This is a genomic window from uncultured Algibacter sp. (genome assembly GCF_947487575.1).
GTDB lineage: Bacteria > Bacteroidota > Bacteroidia > Flavobacteriales > Flavobacteriaceae > Algibacter_B.
Genome location: NZ_CANKXG010000003.1, coordinates 201,243 through 219,128, shown reverse-complemented (window position 1 = coordinate 219,128; position 17,886 = coordinate 201,243). Strand labels below are relative to the sequence as shown.

Genomic DNA, 17,886 nt, shown 5'->3' with positions numbered 1-17,886 from the left:
TTATGGATTAAGTTATTTATTACCCTAGTTTAAAAACATAAAATGAAATATAAAGCTTTCAGTTTCCAGTTAATTATATGTTTCTGGATGAGTTTTATGATGTTATCATGCAACTCAAATTCAGAGAATAACAGTGTTCGTAGTAAAACAAACATTAATAATAATTGGTTTTACTTAGAAAATAATACAAACTCGTTAGATGATGCTTTAGGGCAAGCCAAATGGAATTCAATAGATTTACCACATACATGGAACGCGTTAGATGCTACTGATATTATACCGGGTTATAGAAGGAGTGCAAGCTGGTACAAAAAAGAATTGCATATAGAAACACTAATTATTGGGCAAAACTATAGTCTATACTTTGAAGGTGTAAATATTGAAAGTGAAATTTATGTTAATGGTAAAAAAGTAGGTGGGCATATTGGTGGATACATTGGTTTTGAAGTAGATATTACAAGTGTTATTAAAAAAGGGAAAAACGAAATTTTAGTTCGAGCTGATAACACATATAACCCAGAAGTTATTCCTTCTCAAAAAAGTGATTTTTTCATATTTGGGGGTGTAACTAGAGACGTATGGTTACAAACCTATCCAGCAAGTTATCTTTCAAATTTAAAAATTAGTACCCCAAAGGTTTCTCATGAAAGTGCGGAATTAATAGCTACAGTTTCAGTAAGTGGAGCTAAAAAATCTAACCTAAAAGTTAAGGCATCATTGATTGATGCTAAAAACACAACTATAAAAATAGCGTTATTTGATATCTCTAAAAACTCAGCTGATATTGTATTTAACGATATTAATAATCCTCAACTTTGGGATACTGAAACACCAAATTTATATACACTTAAATTAGAATTAATTGATGGTGAATTCGTCAAAGATGCTGTTGCAGAACGCTTAGGTTTTAGGTGGTTTGAGTTTAAAGACCACGGAGCATTTTATCTTAACGGAAAACGTTTATTGCTAAGAGGTACTCACAGACATGAAGAGCATGCTGGTGTAGGTGCAGCTATGAGTAATGAGCAACATAGAGCTGATATGGAACTCATTAAGGATATGGGAGCCAATTTTGTAAGATTAGCACATTACCCACAAGACCCAGAAGTTTACAAGGCTTGTGATGAGTTGGGTTTATTAGTTTGGGACGAATTACCTTGGTGTCGAGGTGGTTTAGGTAATGATGCATGGAAAAAGAATTCTAAAAACATGTTAAAGGAAATTATCGAACAAAATTATAATCATCCAAGTGTTATTTTATGGTCTCTAGGTAACGAAATTTATTGGTTGCCAGATTTTGAAAATGGAGATGATAGAGAAAATATAAATACATATTTGCAAGAACTAAATGATTATGCGCACAAATTAGATCCATTTCGTAAAACAGCTATACGTAAATATTACGAAGGGGCTCATATTGTTGATGTGTTCTCACCGTCTATCTGGTCGGGTTGGTATTCAGGGAGTTATAAAAGTTATCAAAAAGCTATAGATCAATATAAGGCAGAGTATCCACATTTTTTGCACGCTGAATATGGAGGGTCTAGTCATGTTGGGCGTCATACTGAAAACCCTATAACTGGCGAAGGTAAAATTAAATCTGATGGTTGGGAAGAGGCTATCGTTCAAACTGATGTTGCCAACATTGCACAAATAGGAGATTGGAGCGAAAACTACATTGTAGATTTATTTGATTGGCATTTACGAATTTCTGAAAATGATTCTACATTCGTTGGTAATATACAATGGGCATTTAAAGATTTTGGGACGCCATTACGACCAGAAAATGCGATTCCATATATGAATCAAAAAGGTTTAGTAGATAGAACAGGCAAACCAAAAGATGCCTACTATGTTTTTAAAAGTTATTGGAGTGATGAGCCTTTTGTATATATAGAATCCCATACCTGGACAGAGCGACAAGGGCCAAAAGGTAAATCAAGAGATATAAGCGTTTATAGTAATTGTCCAGAAGTTGAATTATTTTTAAACGGAAAAAGTTTAGGAACAAAAAAAAGAGACACTAAAGTATTTCCTGCTGCAGGTTTAAATTGGAGCATTGTTTTTAATGAAGGTGAAAATAATATAAAGGCTATAGGTAAAACTAAAGAAAAGACACAGGTTAACGATGCATTGAAAGTTAATTATCGTTATGTTAAAAATGGAAAAGCACGAGCTTTAAAATTAGAGTATAAAGAATTAGCAGATAATAATTATTTGATAACAAGTACAGCAGTAGATAATAATGGTTTAAGATGTTTAGATTACCAAAATCGAGTGTACTTCCAATGTTTAAATGGAGGAACTGCTTTGGTTAGCCAAGGAACACCAACAGGAAGTGAGATAATAGAGATGGCTAATGGTAAAGCTTCAATTATGGTTAAGCGTACATCAAAAGAAGAACCGCTTCAAGTTATGGTACTAAATCAAAGTTTTAAAGGCACGTATTTGACTATTAAGTAAAATATTTGCAGTACAGTACAGGATGTAATTTGTTGTCTAAATTATTAATATTGATAAGGTCAAACTATATCTAAATGAAATTACAACAAATATTATTTTTATGTTGGCTGTTAATACTACCTGAATTAACACTTTCGCAAGATTTTTCATCAAAAGGGAAATGGGAAACAATTAACTCTCCTGATTCACCTATAGCACGTCATGAAAATAGTTTTGTTCGTGTAAAACATAAATTTTATTTGCTTGGTGGTCGTGGAATTAAACCGGTTTCAATTTATAATACTAAAACAAATACTTGGAGTAAAAGCTCTAAGCCACCTGTAGAAATTCATCATTTTCAAGCTGTAGCTTACAAAGGTAATATCTATATGTTTGGAGCCATGACTGGTAAATACCCCTATGAAACACCATTACCAAATATTTTAATCTATAATCCTAAAAAAAATACTTGGGCAGAAGGTGCAGAAATCCCTAAAGAAAGACGGCGCGGTTCTTCAGGTGTGGTTATTAAAAAAAATAAAGCTTATATTGTTAGCGGTATTGTAGATGGTCATAATAGCACGCATGTGCCTTGGTTAGATGTTTATAATTTTAAAACAAAACGATGGACAGTTTTAAAAGACGCACCAAGAGCCAGAGACCATTTTCATGCAGTTATTAAGAAAGGTAAGATTTATGCAGCTGGAGGCAGAAATTCTTCTTATGCGACCAAGCAAACATTTCAATTAACTATTCCAGAGGTTGATGTTTACGATATAAAAACAAATACTTGGACAACATTACCTCAAGAGAATAATATAAAAATATCAAGAGCAGGGGCATCATCTGTTATTCTAGGAGATGATTTAATTTTGATTGGAGGAGAAAGTATGGCGCAAAAAGAAGCGCATAGCGATGTTGATGCTTATAGTATAAAATCTAATACATGGCGAAGAATTGAAGGTTTAAATAGAGGTAGACATGGCACTCAGGCTATTGTTTATAAAAACAGCATTTATATTGTTGCTGGAAGTGGTAATAGAGGTGGTAAACCTGAATTAGATTCTATGGAAAGATTCAGATAATTATCTACTAGGTCTGAATCAGTATAGCGCAGGATGTTTTGTATTTCTTAAATAAGTAATATTGCTATTCAAAAATATTTTAAATGAATAATAAAAAAATAATTTGTTACGTTTTATTTCTACTTTCCTTTGGAATAGTTCAGTCACAACAAAATAAACCAAATATTCTTGTGTTTTCAAAAACAGAAGGTTTTCGTCATAAATCTATTCCAACAGGGATTAAATTCATGACTGAATTAGCGAATAAAAACAATTGGAATGTTAATTTCTCTGAAGATTCTAAAGATTTTACAAGTGATAATTTAAAGCAATACAATGTACTTGTTTTTTTAAATACATCAGGAAATCTATTTGATGAAAATCAAAAAAAAGCACTAAAACAGTATATGATTACAGGTAAAGGATTTGTTGGAATCCACTGTGTATCAAATACAGAAATAGAGTGGCCTTGGTTTACTGAAATGATTGGAGCTACTTTTAAAGACCATCCAAAAGTTCAAAACGCTACACTTCACGTTGATAAATCAAGTGAGCATCCAACAATTAACCATTTAGAGGCAGTTGAGGTTTTTAAGGACGAATGGTATAATTTCACAAAGCCTGTTGCTAAACATGTCAATGTTTTAGCATCGCTAGATGAAAGTTCTTATAAAGGTAAAAAAATGAATACCAATAACCATCCCATTACTTGGTACCATCATTATGATGGTGGTAGAGTGTTTTATACAGGAATGGGGCATACTAATGAGATTTATGATGATATAAGGTTTGAAAAATTAATACAAGGCGCTATATTTTGGGCTGCAGATTTAAAGCAAATAAAAAAACCTTCAACTAAAAAATGGACAAATCTTTTTGAGGATGATTCAAACAAAAATTGGGATGTGTTTATTGGAGCACCCCATGCTACGGTAAAAGGTTTGGATAACGTTGATCCAGAGAGTAACGGTAAAAATGCAGCACCATTGGGTTTAAATAATGACCCTAAAAAAGTATTCAATTTTAAAAAAGAAAATGGAGAAAATATACTTCATGTTTCCGGAGAAATTTATGGTGCATTAACCTCAAAGCAAGATTATGAAAATTACCATTTAAAACTCCAATTTAAATGGGGGGAGCAAATTTGGGAACCAAGATTATTAAGAAAACGCGATAGTGGTATTTTATATCATTGCCACGGTTCATATACGGCTTTTTGGAATGTATGGATGGCTTCTCAAGAATTTCAGGTTCAAGAAACCGATGTAGGTGATTACTATGGATTAGTAGATGTTTTAATAGATATTCCTTCAGATAAGAAAGAAGGTGAAAAGGAATTTAGTTATTTAAAAAATGGCAAAAGGAATCCTTATTCGGCTATAGAGCACTTTCCTCCAAACCACTGTAATAAAGGTTTTGATAATGAAAAACCTCATGGAGAATGGAATACACTTGAACTTATTTGTTATGAAGGTACAAGTTTGCATATTGTAAATGGAAAAGTGGTAATGGCATTGTATAATTCAAAATATAAGAATTCAGATAATCAAATTGTACCTCTGGTAAAAGGGCGTATTCAAATTCAATCAGAGGCGGCAGAGGTTTTCTATAAAGATATTAAAATCAAGTCAATAGATAGGATTCCAAATAAGTTTATCAAACAGACTAAATAGGGTGTTAATATTTCTTTCTTTTTGAAATAGAGTCTTTTAAGTGAAAAAAGCATCGGAAAGTATTTCAAAGAATTAAAAATATAGTATATTTACAAACCAGAACAGAACAGAACAGATTTTTAATGAGTGTAAATTTAACTATCAATACTAATAGTGAAGTGCCAAAGTATCAACAATTGGTAAACGCCATAAACAATGATCTTGCCAATAACAAATTAAAAAGCGGCGATGCATTACCTTCTGTTAATTACATATGCAATACCTATCAGTTATCTAGAGATACCGTTTTTAAATCCTATTCTATTCTTAAGGAACAAGGTGTTATAGAATCAGTACCCAATAAAGGGTATTACATTGCAAATAACACACGGAAAGTACTTCTAGTTTTAGATACTTTTAAAGCATATAAAGAAGTTGTTTATCATTCTTTTGTAAACAATTTACCCGATAATATTATTACAGATGTTCAATTTCATCATTATAATATTGATAATTTTAAAACCATTTTAAATAACAGTAAAGGGAAGTATTATAAGTATGTTGTTATGACGTTTAATCATAATGATGTCCCTTCAGTATTGTCGGATATTGATAATAATAAGCTTTTGCTTATAGATTGGAGTATACACTCTAACTCTAATAATAATTATGTGTTTCAAGATTTTGGTGAAGCTTTTTTTGAAGCTTTAAAACCAGCTAGTAGCACTTTTAAAAAATATAAAAAGTTGATTTTTCTATACCCAACTTTTACTTTTCATCCAAAGGAAACTATTGATTATTTTAAAAAGTATTGTGAGTTATTTCAATTTGATTACGAAATAATATCAAACCCCAAAGCATTTAAAGTAGAAAAAGATGTAGCATATATTTCTACAAGCGATAGAATGTTAGGTCAGTTTTTAGAACAATGTAAATCAGAAAATTTAGAGCCTGGTGTCGATGTGGGCTTTTTGTCTTATAACGAAACACCAACCAAAAAATTTATATATAAAGGCATTTCGGTTATTTCAACAGATTTTAAAGCATTAGGTACTAAAGCGGCAGAATTTGTAACCCAAGATAAACCAATACAACATTACGTACCAACCAAATTAACATTAAGAGACTCATTATAAAATGAATTATTACTTAGGATTAGACATAGGAAGTTCATCGATTAAAGCTGCTTTAGTAGAAGTTGAATCGGGTAAAAGTTTAGGCGTTGTACAAGAACCAAAAGAAGAAATGGGTATGTATGCCGCAAAAAACGGTTGGGCAGAACAAAGTCCAAACGACTGGTGGAAACACATTTGCAACGCTATTACACAATTGAAAAAGAAGTATAATGTAAGCAAAGCTCAAATTAAAGGTATAGGTATTTCTTATCAAATGCATGGGCTTGTCGTAATAGACAAAGAAGGCAATCCTCTTCGTAAAAGTATTATTTGGTGCGATAGTAGAGCTGTTGAAACAGGTAATACCGCTTTTAACGAGATTGGAAATGACACCTGCGCATCAAACTTATTAAATTCTCCAGCCAATTTTACAGCCTCAAAATTAAAATGGGTAAAAGAAAACGAACCAGATATTTATAACAAGATTTATAAATTTATGCTCCCAGGAGATTATGTGGCATATAAGTTTTCAAACACGATAAACACAACTATTTCAGGATTGTCAGAAGGGATTTTTTGGAATTTCAAAGACGATAATGTAGCCGATTTTCTTTTAGAACATTACGGTATAGATAAAGCGTTGGTTCCAGATATTGTTGAAACCTTCGGCGCGCAATCTACAGTCGATGCAAATGGAGAAGCAGAAAGTGGTATCGCCGCAGGAACCCCCATTTTTTATAGAGCAGGAGATCAACCAAATAACGCCTTATCACTAAACGTGTTTAATCCGGGCGAAGTAGCGGCAACAGGAGGAACTTCAGGAGTCGTTTATGCTGTAACAGATAGTTTATCAGCCAAAGAAAGTTCGCGAGTAAATAATTTTGCACATGTAAATTATCAAAAAGGAGCAGACCCAAGAATTGGTAAATTACTATGTGTCAATGGTGCTGGTATTCAGTACCGCTGGTTGTTAAATAATTTAGCGGTAAACTCCTATGAAGAGATGAATAATTTAGCTTCAGAAATTCCAGTAGGGTCAGATGGCGTGTGCTTAATTCCTTTTGGAAATGGAGCAGAACGTATGCTAAACAACAAAGAAATAGGCACGCGTATTGTCAACATGAATCTAAACAATCATCACAAAGGCCACATGTGCAGAGCAGCTCTAGAAGGCATCGCGTTTTCATTTGTATATGGTATGGAAATCATGACATCCGACGGTATGAAACCAAGCGTCATTCGCGCCGGAAACGATAATTTATTCCGCTCAGAAATTTTCGCAAACACCGTAGCCACTTTAATAGAGCAAGAAATAGAAATTTATAACACAACAGGCGCCATAGGGGCAGCACGAGCAGCAAATTTGCACAAAGGCGATTTTAAAGCCTTCGGAAAGGCTATTATGGATAATGATCATGTTATGACCTTCATGCCATTTAAAGACAAGAAACCTTATCTAGAAGCTTATAATAACTGGAAAAACGAATTAGAACTAATATTAAATAAAAAATAGTTGGGCGTTACCGCAAGGGTCGGGCTTTCGGCAGTCGCTTCCCGATAAAAAATTGGGAGAGCTTCAACAAATGCCTCAATCCCTAACGCACAGCAGAACTAATAACAAATAAACGAATAAACAAAAACACATATAAACTTTTTATCATGGCAACTAAAGAATATTTTAAAGGAATAGACAAAATTAAATTTGAAGGGAAAGAATCCGATAACCCATTAGCATTTAAATACTATAACCCAGATCAGGTTGTAGCCGGAAAAACTATGAGTGAATGGTTTAAGTTTTCAATAGCTTACTGGCATACATTCTGTGGTCAAGGTTCAGACCCGTTTGGTCCAGGAACACAAAACTTTGCATGGGATCAATCTTCAGACCCTATTCAAGCAGCAAAAGATAAAGCCGATGCCGCTTTCGAATTTATTGGTAAAATGGGCTTCGATTATTTCTGTTTCCACGATTTCGATTTAATTCAAGAAGGTGGAACGTTTTCAGAATCAGAACAAAGATTAGCAACTATTACAGATTATATCAAAGACAAGCAAGCAGCTAGTGGTGTTAAATTATTATGGGGAACAGCAAACTGTTTTTCAAACCCACGCTACATGAATGGTGCTTCAACAAATCCAGATTTTGATGTGGTTGCTAGAGCAGGAGGGCAAATTAAATTAGCTTTAGATGCTACAATAAAATTAGGTGGTGAAAATTATGTATTCTGGGGAGGTAGAGAAGGTTATATGTCTTTATTAAATACAGATATGGGGCGTGAGCTAGACCACATGGGACAATTTTTAGGTATGGCTAGAGATTATGCACGTAGCCAAGGTTTTAAAGGGAATTTCTTTATTGAGCCAAAACCTATGGAACCATCAAAGCACCAGTACGATTTTGACACAGCAACAGCTATTGGATTCTTAAAAGAATACGGATTGGATAAAGATTTCAAAATAAATATTGAAGTAAATCACGCTACTTTAGCGCAACATACATTCCAACACGAAATTGAAACGGCTGCAAAAGCAGGCATGTTAGGAAGTTTAGATGCTAATAGAGGCGATTACCAAAACGGATGGGATACCGATCAGTTTCCAAACAACATTCAAGAAACTACAGAAGCTATGTTAGTGTTCTTAAAAGCAGGAGGCTTACAAGGTGGAGGTGTTAATTTTGATGCTAAAATTAGAAGAAATTCAACAGATTTAGAAGATGTATTCCACGCACATATAGGTGGAGCAGATACTTTTGCTCGCGCTTTATTAATTGCAGATAAAATCATAACTTCATCACCTTATGAAAAATTAAGAAAAGAGCGTTACAGTTCTTTCGATTCAGGTAAAGGAAAAGATTTTGAAAACGGTAAATTAAGTTTACAAGATTTATATAAAATCGCTCAAGAAAACGGCGAATTACAATTAAGAAGTGGTAAGCAAGAGTTGTTTGAGAATATTATTAATCAATACATATAATAACCATAAGATGTTTCAGGTTTTTAAAACCTGAAACATCTTTAAATATTAACTAACTAAATATAAATTATGGGAACATCAAAAAATTCAGGATATTTAATAAAACTAACCTTAGTTGCTACATTAGGAGGTCTCTTATTTGGGTATGATACCGGTGTTATTTCAGGAACCGTAGGTTCTTTAGATAGCTTTTTTGTACAACCAAAAGGACTCGGTGAAGCAGCCGCAAATGCATTTAAAGGATTTTTAGTTGCTAGTGCTTTAATAGGTTGTATTATAGGTGGTATTTTTGGTGGACTTGTAAGTAAAAAATTAGGTAGAAAAAAAGGTTTAATTCTAGCGGCCATATTATTTTTAATCTCTGCTTTGGGATCTGCAATGCCCGAAATGGGTCTTGCTCCAATTGGAGAATTAGATCATACATTTTCAACAATTTTTATCTGCTATAGAATTATTGGTGGTATAGGAGTTGGTTTAGCTTCTATGTTATCACCTCTTTATATTGCAGAAATTGCGCCTGCGGATAGTAGAGGTAAACTAGTGTCTTTTAATCAGCTGGCAATTGTTGGTGGTTTCATGGTCGTGTATTTTGTAAACTACTTTATTTCAAGAGGTGGAGGTTCAGACGCGTGGTTGAATGAAGTGGGTTGGAGATGGATGTTTGCATCAGAAGTTATTCCTGCAGGATTATTTTTAGGGCTATTATTTTTTGTGCCAGATACGCCACGTTCTTTAATGCTTAAAAATAAACCAGAAGAAGCATTAGACGTTCTTAAAAAAGTAAATGGAGAAGAAGAAGGAAACAGAATTTTAGCTGAAATTAAAAGCTCAGTTTCTGAAACTAAAAGCTCAGGGAAATTATTATCATACGGTTGGGGTATTATACTTATTGGTATTGCACTTTCAGTATTCCAACAGTTTGTTGGTATAAACGTGGTATTATATTACGCACCAGAAATATTTAAATCTATTGATCCTAATACAGATGGTGCTTTATTGCTAACCATTATTGTGGGTATTGTAAACTTCTTATTTACGATCATAGCTGTTAAAACAGTTGATAAGCGAGGCAGAAAACCGTTAATGCTTATTGGTGCATTGGGCATGGCAGTAGCTATGTTAGCTTTAGGGTTTGTGTTTTTCTCAGGAGCAACAGGATATTTAGCTTTAGCATGTATGATGCTTTATGTAGCAAGTTTCGCCTTAAGTTGGGGGCCAGTAGTTTGGGTATTACTTTCAGAAATATTTCCTAATAAAATTAGAGGAAAAGCTATGGCAGTTGCAGTAGCAGCGCAATGGATTTCTAATTATCTAGTATCATTAACATTCCCTATGATGAATGATAATACAGCTTTAACCGAACAATTTAATCATGGTTTTGCATATTGGGTTTACGGTATTATGTCTTTATTAGCCATGTGGTTTGTATGGAAATATGTACCTGAAACTAAAGGGAAAACTTTAGAAGAAATGGAAAGTCTTTGGAAAAAGTAAGCGGTTTCTAAAAGCACACACAATGTATATTATTAAACATACAAATCTCCCATCTGAAGATCAAAATTATATTGAAATTCAAAATATAAAAGAAGCGTCATACGCTAAGATTTATTTGAATTTAGGTGGGAGTTTACAAGAGTTAGTTTGTGAAAATCAAACTATTATAAAAGATTTAAGTCCTCTGAGTTATAGAGATACCTATGCTTCTTCAATTTTGTTTCCATTCGCAAATAGAATAAAAGATGGTAAATATAAATTTAAGGGTAAAACATTTCAATTTGATATCAACGAGAAAAAGCTTAATAATGCCATTCACGGTTTGGTTTATAATAAAACTTTTGAAGTTGTAGATAAAAAGGCAACAGAAACTTATGCTTCTATAAAATTAGAATATCAAGAAGAAAACATGTCTAATGGGTTTCCATTTAAATATGCAGTTTATTTAGAATATGTTTTAACTAAAAACACACTAGATTTAAATATTGAAATAAAAAATACGGATTTAAAAACTTTTCCTTTTACAATAGGTTGGCACCCTTATTTTTTAAGTAAAAACTTATGTGAAAGCTCAATAATTTTTGATTCAAATAAAAAATTGAAACTAGACCATCGTAATATAACCGATGCAGTTATCTCTAATAAAGAAGTTAAAGGATTTGTTGTAGATAATAAGAGTTTAGATGATTGCTTTATTTTGGATTCTAATAGCGTTTTATTTAAAACACCAAACTATAGTTTAATTTTAAAATCTTCTGAAAAAGACAGCTTCTTACAATTGTATACGCCTCCATTAGAAAATACTATGGCAATAGAACCAACAACGGGAGTCTCAGATAGCTTTAATAATGGTATAGGTTTAAAAGAACTTCAACCTAGTGATGTTTATAGTGTAAAATGGAGTCTTAAAATAGATAAATAATAAAACATTGGTTACCAATGTTTTATTGTTTTAAGTTGGAATAGGTGCTATGTGAATAGGAACATTTTTTTGTGCTGATTCATATATGGCTTCCTGTATTTTTAATGTTTTTAAATAATCATGTCCGCTAGTTTCAAAAGTATCTCCAGAGATAAGTTTATCGATAAAATCTCTTTGGAAAATATAACAACAATCTCCTGCAAAACCAATATCATTGTGCGTATAGCTGTGCTCTTCTTCTTTTTGACCTAATTTTTGAATGGTGATTTTTCCATCAGAATAAAGTCTTAATGAACCTTTAGAGCCATCAATTAGGTACTCACCAAAAGTGTATCTTGATTTTTTGAAATTATTTTCATTAAATCGATTCGCATCCCAAATAGCTGTAGATTCATTGTTAAAATTTAAAATCATTAATCCAGAATCTTCACCTTTTATAACAGGATTCAATCTTTTTAGAATAGCATAAACGCTTTTCACTTCACCAGCATGATAACGAAAGGTGTCAATAAAATGGACGCCAGTTTCGTATATAAGCAACTTTTTGTAATCTCTAAAATAAGGCTGTCTTGCCAAATAAGCATCATCTCCCCAGCCATCACCCATTCGGGATCTGAAGTTAAGGTTAAACAAGTCTCCTAATTCATCATTATTAATAATTTTTTTGATTTCACGATGCCAAGGTTGAAACCTGAAATTTTCATGTACCACAAAGCGCACACCTTTAGAAGATACATAATCTACAATTTTTTGAGATTCTTCAATAGTAGGTGCTAATGGTTTTTGGCAAATAATATGAACACCGTTGTCTGCGGCAAATTTACACATCTCAAAATGTGTTTCTGGCGGTGTAATAATATCTACAAAGTCTGGTTTTTCATTAATAATCATTTCTTTGTAATCTGTGTAATGCTTTTTTACACCAAATGAATTCATGATGCCCTTTGCTCTTTCCATATTAGAATTGCAAAGTGCTGTAATTTCAACTTCAGAAATACGCGTCCAAGCTTCATATTGAAATCTACTAAAATATCCAGCGCCTATAGCAACACCTTTCAACTTATTTTTCATGATTAATTGCTTTAGAAGAATCCATAAATAACCAACAGAAAATAGCAACAAAACCTAAAAAGGCAGCTACATAGAAAAATGGCTCGTTTGACCCCGTCCAATCTAGTAAATAGGGGAAGGCTAGTGCTGTAGAAAAAGCACCTAAGTTTCCTGCCATATTCATCATTCCAGAAACTTTTCCAGAATGTTCTTTTCCAATATCCATACAAAATGACCATGATGGACTCAATGTCATATCTGCGCCAAATATGGCAACTGATAAGCATAATACAGCACCAAGAGCCGTTTCCATATATAAGCTAGAAAGTATACCTATAACCACTAATACAAAGCCAATAATGGCAGGTATTTGTCTAGATAATTTCCAATTTCCTTTTTTGTAAATAGCATCTACGGTATAACCAGACACCCAATTTCCTAAAGCACCCGCTAAAAGCGGTAACATGGCATAGAATCCAGTTGTTACCAAATTCAAACCATATTTTGCCTTAATATATGGGAATAACCATGTTAGTGTGAAAAAGAAAATGAAGTTACTTCCTATATATTGAATCATGGCAAGAATCACATTTTTAGATCCAAGAATACGATTTAGCGGTAAACTTGTTTTAGTGCCTTCCACTTCTTGTTGACGATTTTTAATAATGTACTTTTTTTCAGCATCAGAAATGCCTTTATGTTCTTCAGGCTTATTTCTAAATAGAAAATAAAATGCTACAGAACATATAATTCCCACAGCGCCAAAAAAGTAGAAGATATTTCGCCAGCCCCAAGCATCAATTAAATAAGCAACCAATGGTAAAGCAAAAGCAGCTCCTAATCTAGATCCTGAAAAATTGATGCCCTGAAAAATACCGCGTTCTTTTAAGGGAACCCACGAAAAGGCAGCTCTAGAAATATTAGGAAAAGCACCAGCTTCTCCAGCACCAAAAATAAACCTGAAAAATACCATGGATACATAATTCCAAGCTAAGCCTGTAAACGCTGTAAAAATAGACCATAAAATCATAATTGAAGTCATCACTTTCCGAACACCAAATTTATCTCCTAATGCACCTCCAGGGACTTGGAATAAAGCATATCCTAAAGCAAAAGCACTTAAAACCCAGCCCATTTGAATATCCGTAAGTAACAAATCTCCACTAATGGCATCTTTGGCAGATGATATACAAACACGATCTATGTATAACAATAATGTAATAAAGAAAGAGCCTGCGAAGAAACCGTATCTTCTTTTTGGAATACTTGTGTTCATAATTATTTTAGTTTTTGGATTATTGTTAAAAGCGAATTTTCATTTCCTACATTACCAGGAAATACAATATAGGGTAATTCAGGAAATTTAGTTTCTTTACCCATAGACCAAACAGGAATACCAGATTCTATTTGACCTAAGACTTTTGATTGTTTCATACCTAAGCCTTTAGTTGCTAAATCATGAGAAGTAATGCCGCCTTTTGCAATTAAATATTTTGGACAAACTTGTATGCCTTTTACTAATGCAACTAATGTATTTGATATTTTTGAAGCAATATTAATATTAGAGGTAGTGTCTTTTCCAGAGATTATTTTTCTACTGGTAAATATAATAGCATCTTTTCCTTGAATTAACAGTTTATCTATTTTAGAAATTAACGATGCGATATAATTAGATGATTGTTTACTTAAAATAATTTCAACATTTACTTCAACAATACATTCTTTTTCAAAATGATTTAAAGCTGAATTGAGTTGAATGGACGATTTTTTAACATAAGAACCTACAACTGTTAGTCCGCCAGATGAATTATTAGTATCTAAAAGGTTTTTAGAATTAAGTAACCCTTTTGGTTTTTGTCCAATATATGAAGGCACAAAAGAACTAGAGGTTCTGAAAAACATTGTTTTTCCTGATTTTTCTGCTAACAAAATAGCCTGAGAAAATTTATCTAAATCGGTATAATTTAATGCGTTTACAATACAGTATTGATTCGGTTTTAATGCGATTAGTTGTTTGCTTAATAATTTTACATCAAGCGTTCTTACGTCATTAATACTAAAAGAATAAACTTCTGAAGCTTTAATTTTTCCTTTTGTTTTTTCTTCTATATAAGCTTTTAAATTTGCATTAGAGTATCTGAAAGTATGGTCTTCTGCAAATGGAGTTTCATTAACAGGAGTGAGGTGTTCGCTATCCGAAATATAGTGTGTGTCATTAACAGAAACACGTCCGCCTTCAAACATTACCGGAATAAATAAGGTAATACTTTCTTGTATTGAAATAGTTTGTTTAATAACTTCTATTTCAGAAAAATGTCCTCGTAATGTAGAATCACTTCTACTAATAATGGTGAATTTTCTATTTGTAGTTTTTGACGCCTCTCCAACATTTTCAGAAATTACCCTAAATATTTCTGAAGATTGCTTTTCGGATAAACTTCTGGAATTCGTTAAAATGAAAAAAACTGGAGTTTCTTTTTTAAATTCATTCAGAATGGTTTCTTTATCCCAATTGGTTAGTAAAGGAATATCGTAAACTGTTTGATTCCCAGTAGGGTCATCATCAATAACTATACAAGTTCTATTTAATTGTTTAAAGAGGTTGTGATTCATACCTCTGTAGTTAGAAGTATCTTCTACAGGCAGTCGTTTTGCTATGTTTAATAAGGAAATACTCATTTATATTTTTCTATAGCTATGACTCTTGCAGGAGCCCCATCTCCGTCAGCTATTTTTAGAGGTAATGCTATAAGTTCTACACAGTTTGATTGTATTGCTTCAATATTAGTGAGCCCTTCAATAATAACAACCCCTTTAAGTAGTATTTGATGAATTTTTGTAACTTCTTTTAAGTTATTTACGTCGGCTACAGATGGTGGTTCAACACCAATCATTTTAACTTTATTTTCAAGACACCAAAGAGCAAGTTCTTCACTTATTCTGGGTAATTCATCTCTGTATTTTGAAGTGTTTACGTATTGTGACCAACCTGTCCAAAAAATAAGACTGTCTCCTTTAGAAAATTTTTCTAGTATTTTTTTAGGAATATGATTTGAATGTAATAGTCCTTTTGAGCCTATTTCACGGACATCTATTACCCAAGCTTTCCCAACAAAATCAGAAACAGATATTTTATCTATAGTTTGATTACTTACATTAAAATGAATAGGGGCGTCCATATGTGTGCCACAATGTGAGTAAAACGTTAAGATACTCGCATTCCATCCATCTTTTTCAATGCTTCTACTAACTTCTTTTGAGAAGCCAGTAAAAGCATTTGTATAATTTAGAGTAAGATCTACTATAGTATTCATTAGTTATTAAAGGTTTTTAATAACGGCATCAGCTACATCAGAAGTTTTAGCGCTTCCTCCCAAATCTACAGTAAGTACCCCAGAGGATGTACTTTTATCTATAGCTTCCATGATGTTGTTCGCAGCTTCAACTTCACCCAGATGCTCTAGCATAATAGCTGCAGACCATATTTGCCCATAAGGATTAGCAATGTTTTGTCCAGCGATATCTGGTGCAGATCCATGAATAGGTTCAAACATAGATGGAAATTCTTTCTCTGGATTTATGTTTCCACTACCACCAAGACCTAAACTACCCATAACGGCACCACCTAAATCACTTAAAATATCTCCAAAAAGATTTGTTGTTAATACCACATCAAAAATTTCTGGTTTTAAAACAAACATAGCTGTTGAATTATCGATATACATTTGTTCATGCTCTACATCTGGATATTCTTGAGCTACTTCTTTAATTACTCTATCCCAATAGGCTAAACTATTTATTAAGGTGTTAGATTTAGTAATGTGGGTAACTTTTTTACGTCTTGTTCTTGCTAGTTTAAAAGCATAATGTGCTACTCTTTCTATACCTTTTCTTGTAAAAACACTGGTATCTGTTCCCATTCCGTTAGCTTCGTCTGGAAGATATTGACCTCCCATTTGTACAAACTCACCTTCAGTATTTTCTCTAACAATTACAAAGTCAATATGTTTTTCTGTTCTTAAAGGTCTTGTTACTCCTGGATAAGTTCTAACAGGTCTATAATTAACATACTGATTAAAACTTGTACGTACTTTAAAGGTATAATCTTTGGCAGGAAGTGTATCATCAACAGCTGGTAAGCCAACCGAACCAAAATAAACTGCGTCAAATTCTTTCAAAGTTTCTAAACCATCATCAGGCAGAAACTTACCGTTTTTTAAATAGTAGCCCGCACCCCAATCGAAATTTTTCGATGATATATTGAAATTATGCTTTTTAGCAACGGCTTCTAATACTCGATACCCTTCAGGAACTATTTCGTTTCCAATGCCATCTCCTGGTACTACTGCAATGTTATAATTTTTCACTTTTTAGTTTTTATTGATTAAATAATAATTCTCTCGATTTTTTAATGTGCATTCTTGCTAGTTTTTCTGCCTCATCAGCATTTTTTTTAGAAATAGCTTTGATAATACCAAAGTGTTCTTCCAGTGTTTCTTCTGGAGTTCTAATAAGTCCACGACCTGTAACTTTATCATGTATTTTCCCAAAAAAGTATATTTTGTCTAGAGGTTCATTACCAGTAAGTTTAATTAACAGCGAATGAAATTTTTCATCTGCTTTTGAATAGGTTTCCAAGTTTATTTTTTTCTTAGAAATAAAGGGGTTAAAACAAGCTTGAAGTTGTTTTATGATGTTATCATTACTTGAAAGTGCTAACAAACGTGCTGCCATACCTTCAAGTGCTTCTCTACAGATATATATATCTGTAATTTCCTTTTTATCCCAAGATTTAACATACATACCTCTTCGAGGGATGCTTTCTACTAAATATTCGTTTTCTAATGCTAATAAGGCTTTCATAAGAGGAGTTCTACTAACACCTAATAATGAAGCTATTCTTTCTTGAACGATTTTTTCACCTTGCTCCAATTCACCACTAAGAATCATTTCTTTTAACTTTATATAAATAGGCTGACTTATGTTTTTGTGTTCAATCATAAAACATTTACTATTAAATGTATTTTGTATACAAAATACAAAAATATAAATGTTTAATTCAACAACAAGTTAATCTTTGTTTTTTTTAAATAAAAAAAAGTCAACTTGTTTATTGTTAAGGTTTAAAAATGATTTGTGTTGATTGTCTATCTTAGGATTTAAAATAAAAA

General features: G+C 32.6%; 14 protein-coding genes. 8 read left to right on the top strand and 6 right to left on the bottom strand.

Going from position 1 to position 17,886, the window contains the following annotated elements; all coding sequences use genetic code 11:
• Positions 1-42: 42 nt before the first annotated feature.
• The 8 genes from Q0870_RS04425 (at position 43) to Q0870_RS04390 (ending at position 11,665) form a co-directional block, all read left to right on the top strand.
• Positions 43-2,463, top strand: a complete 2,421-nt coding sequence (locus Q0870_RS04425; RefSeq protein ID WP_298551478.1) for a glycoside hydrolase family 2 TIM barrel-domain containing protein — start codon at positions 43-45, stop codon at positions 2,461-2,463.
• 74 nt (positions 2,464-2,537) lie between these two features.
• Positions 2,538-3,527 carry a kelch repeat-containing protein gene (locus Q0870_RS04420; protein ID WP_298551476.1) on the top strand — a complete coding sequence of 330 codons (990 nt, stop codon included), beginning with the start codon at positions 2,538-2,540 and terminating at the stop codon, positions 3,525-3,527.
• 83 nt (positions 3,528-3,610) lie between these two features.
• Positions 3,611-5,179: a ThuA domain-containing protein gene (locus Q0870_RS04415; RefSeq protein ID WP_298551474.1), complete on the top strand. Its 1,569-nt coding sequence runs from the start codon at positions 3,611-3,613 to the stop codon at positions 5,177-5,179.
• Between the two features lie 122 nt (positions 5,180-5,301).
• Complete coding sequence (locus Q0870_RS04410; protein ID WP_298551473.1) at positions 5,302-6,294, top strand: GntR family transcriptional regulator; 993 nt, start codon at positions 5,302-5,304, stop codon at positions 6,292-6,294.
• A gap of 1 nt (position 6,295) precedes the next feature.
• The gene (locus Q0870_RS04405) at positions 6,296-7,786 is read left to right on the top strand and encodes an FGGY family carbohydrate kinase (RefSeq protein WP_298551472.1); all 1,491 of its coding nucleotides are present in this window, start codon (positions 6,296-6,298) and stop codon (positions 7,784-7,786) included.
• Positions 7,787-7,932: 146 nt separating this feature from the next.
• On the top strand, positions 7,933-9,249 hold the full coding sequence (xylA, locus tag Q0870_RS04400) for a xylose isomerase (protein ID WP_298551471.1): 1,317 nt from the start codon (positions 7,933-7,935) through the stop codon (positions 9,247-9,249).
• Between the two features lie 69 nt (positions 9,250-9,318).
• A complete protein-coding gene (gene xylE, locus Q0870_RS04395) occupies positions 9,319-10,743 on the top strand; it encodes a D-xylose transporter XylE (RefSeq protein ID WP_298551469.1) in 1,425 nt (474 codons plus the stop codon).
• A gap of 22 nt (positions 10,744-10,765) precedes the next feature.
• A complete protein-coding gene (locus tag Q0870_RS04390) occupies positions 10,766-11,665 on the top strand; it encodes an aldose 1-epimerase (protein WP_298551466.1) in 900 nt (299 codons plus the stop codon).
• 30 nt (positions 11,666-11,695) lie between these two features.
• Here Q0870_RS04390 and Q0870_RS04385 read toward each other — a convergent pair whose 3' ends face one another.
• The 6 genes from Q0870_RS04385 to Q0870_RS04360 are packed head-to-tail and all read right to left on the bottom strand — an operon-like array spanning position 11,696 to position 17,716.
• Entirely contained in the window at positions 11,696-12,736 is a 1,041-nt protein-coding gene (locus Q0870_RS04385) for a Gfo/Idh/MocA family oxidoreductase (RefSeq protein WP_298551464.1), read from the bottom strand.
• Positions 12,726-13,991 (bottom strand): MFS transporter, encoded by a 1,266-nt coding sequence (locus Q0870_RS04380; RefSeq protein ID WP_298551462.1) that lies wholly within the window; start codon positions 13,989-13,991, stop codon positions 12,726-12,728. The genes Q0870_RS04385 and Q0870_RS04380 overlap by 11 nt, the downstream gene beginning before the upstream one ends.
• A gap of 2 nt (positions 13,992-13,993) precedes the next feature.
• Positions 13,994-15,394 carry a four-carbon acid sugar kinase family protein gene (locus Q0870_RS04375; protein ID WP_298551460.1) on the bottom strand — a complete coding sequence of 467 codons (1,401 nt, stop codon included), beginning with the start codon at positions 15,392-15,394 and terminating at the stop codon, positions 13,994-13,996.
• Positions 15,391-16,029 (bottom strand): cyclase family protein, encoded by a 639-nt coding sequence (locus tag Q0870_RS04370; RefSeq protein WP_298551458.1) that lies wholly within the window; start codon positions 16,027-16,029, stop codon positions 15,391-15,393. Before Q0870_RS04370 ends, Q0870_RS04375 begins: the two co-directional genes overlap by 4 nt.
• Before the next feature lie 6 nt (positions 16,030-16,035).
• Entirely contained in the window at positions 16,036-17,082 is a 1,047-nt protein-coding gene (locus Q0870_RS04365) for a tartrate dehydrogenase (protein ID WP_298551456.1), read from the bottom strand.
• Positions 17,083-17,092: 10 nt separating this feature from the next.
• Entirely contained in the window at positions 17,093-17,716 is a 624-nt protein-coding gene (locus tag Q0870_RS04360; RefSeq protein ID WP_298551454.1) for a GntR family transcriptional regulator, read from the bottom strand.
• Between the last annotated feature and the right edge of the window lie 170 nt (positions 17,717-17,886).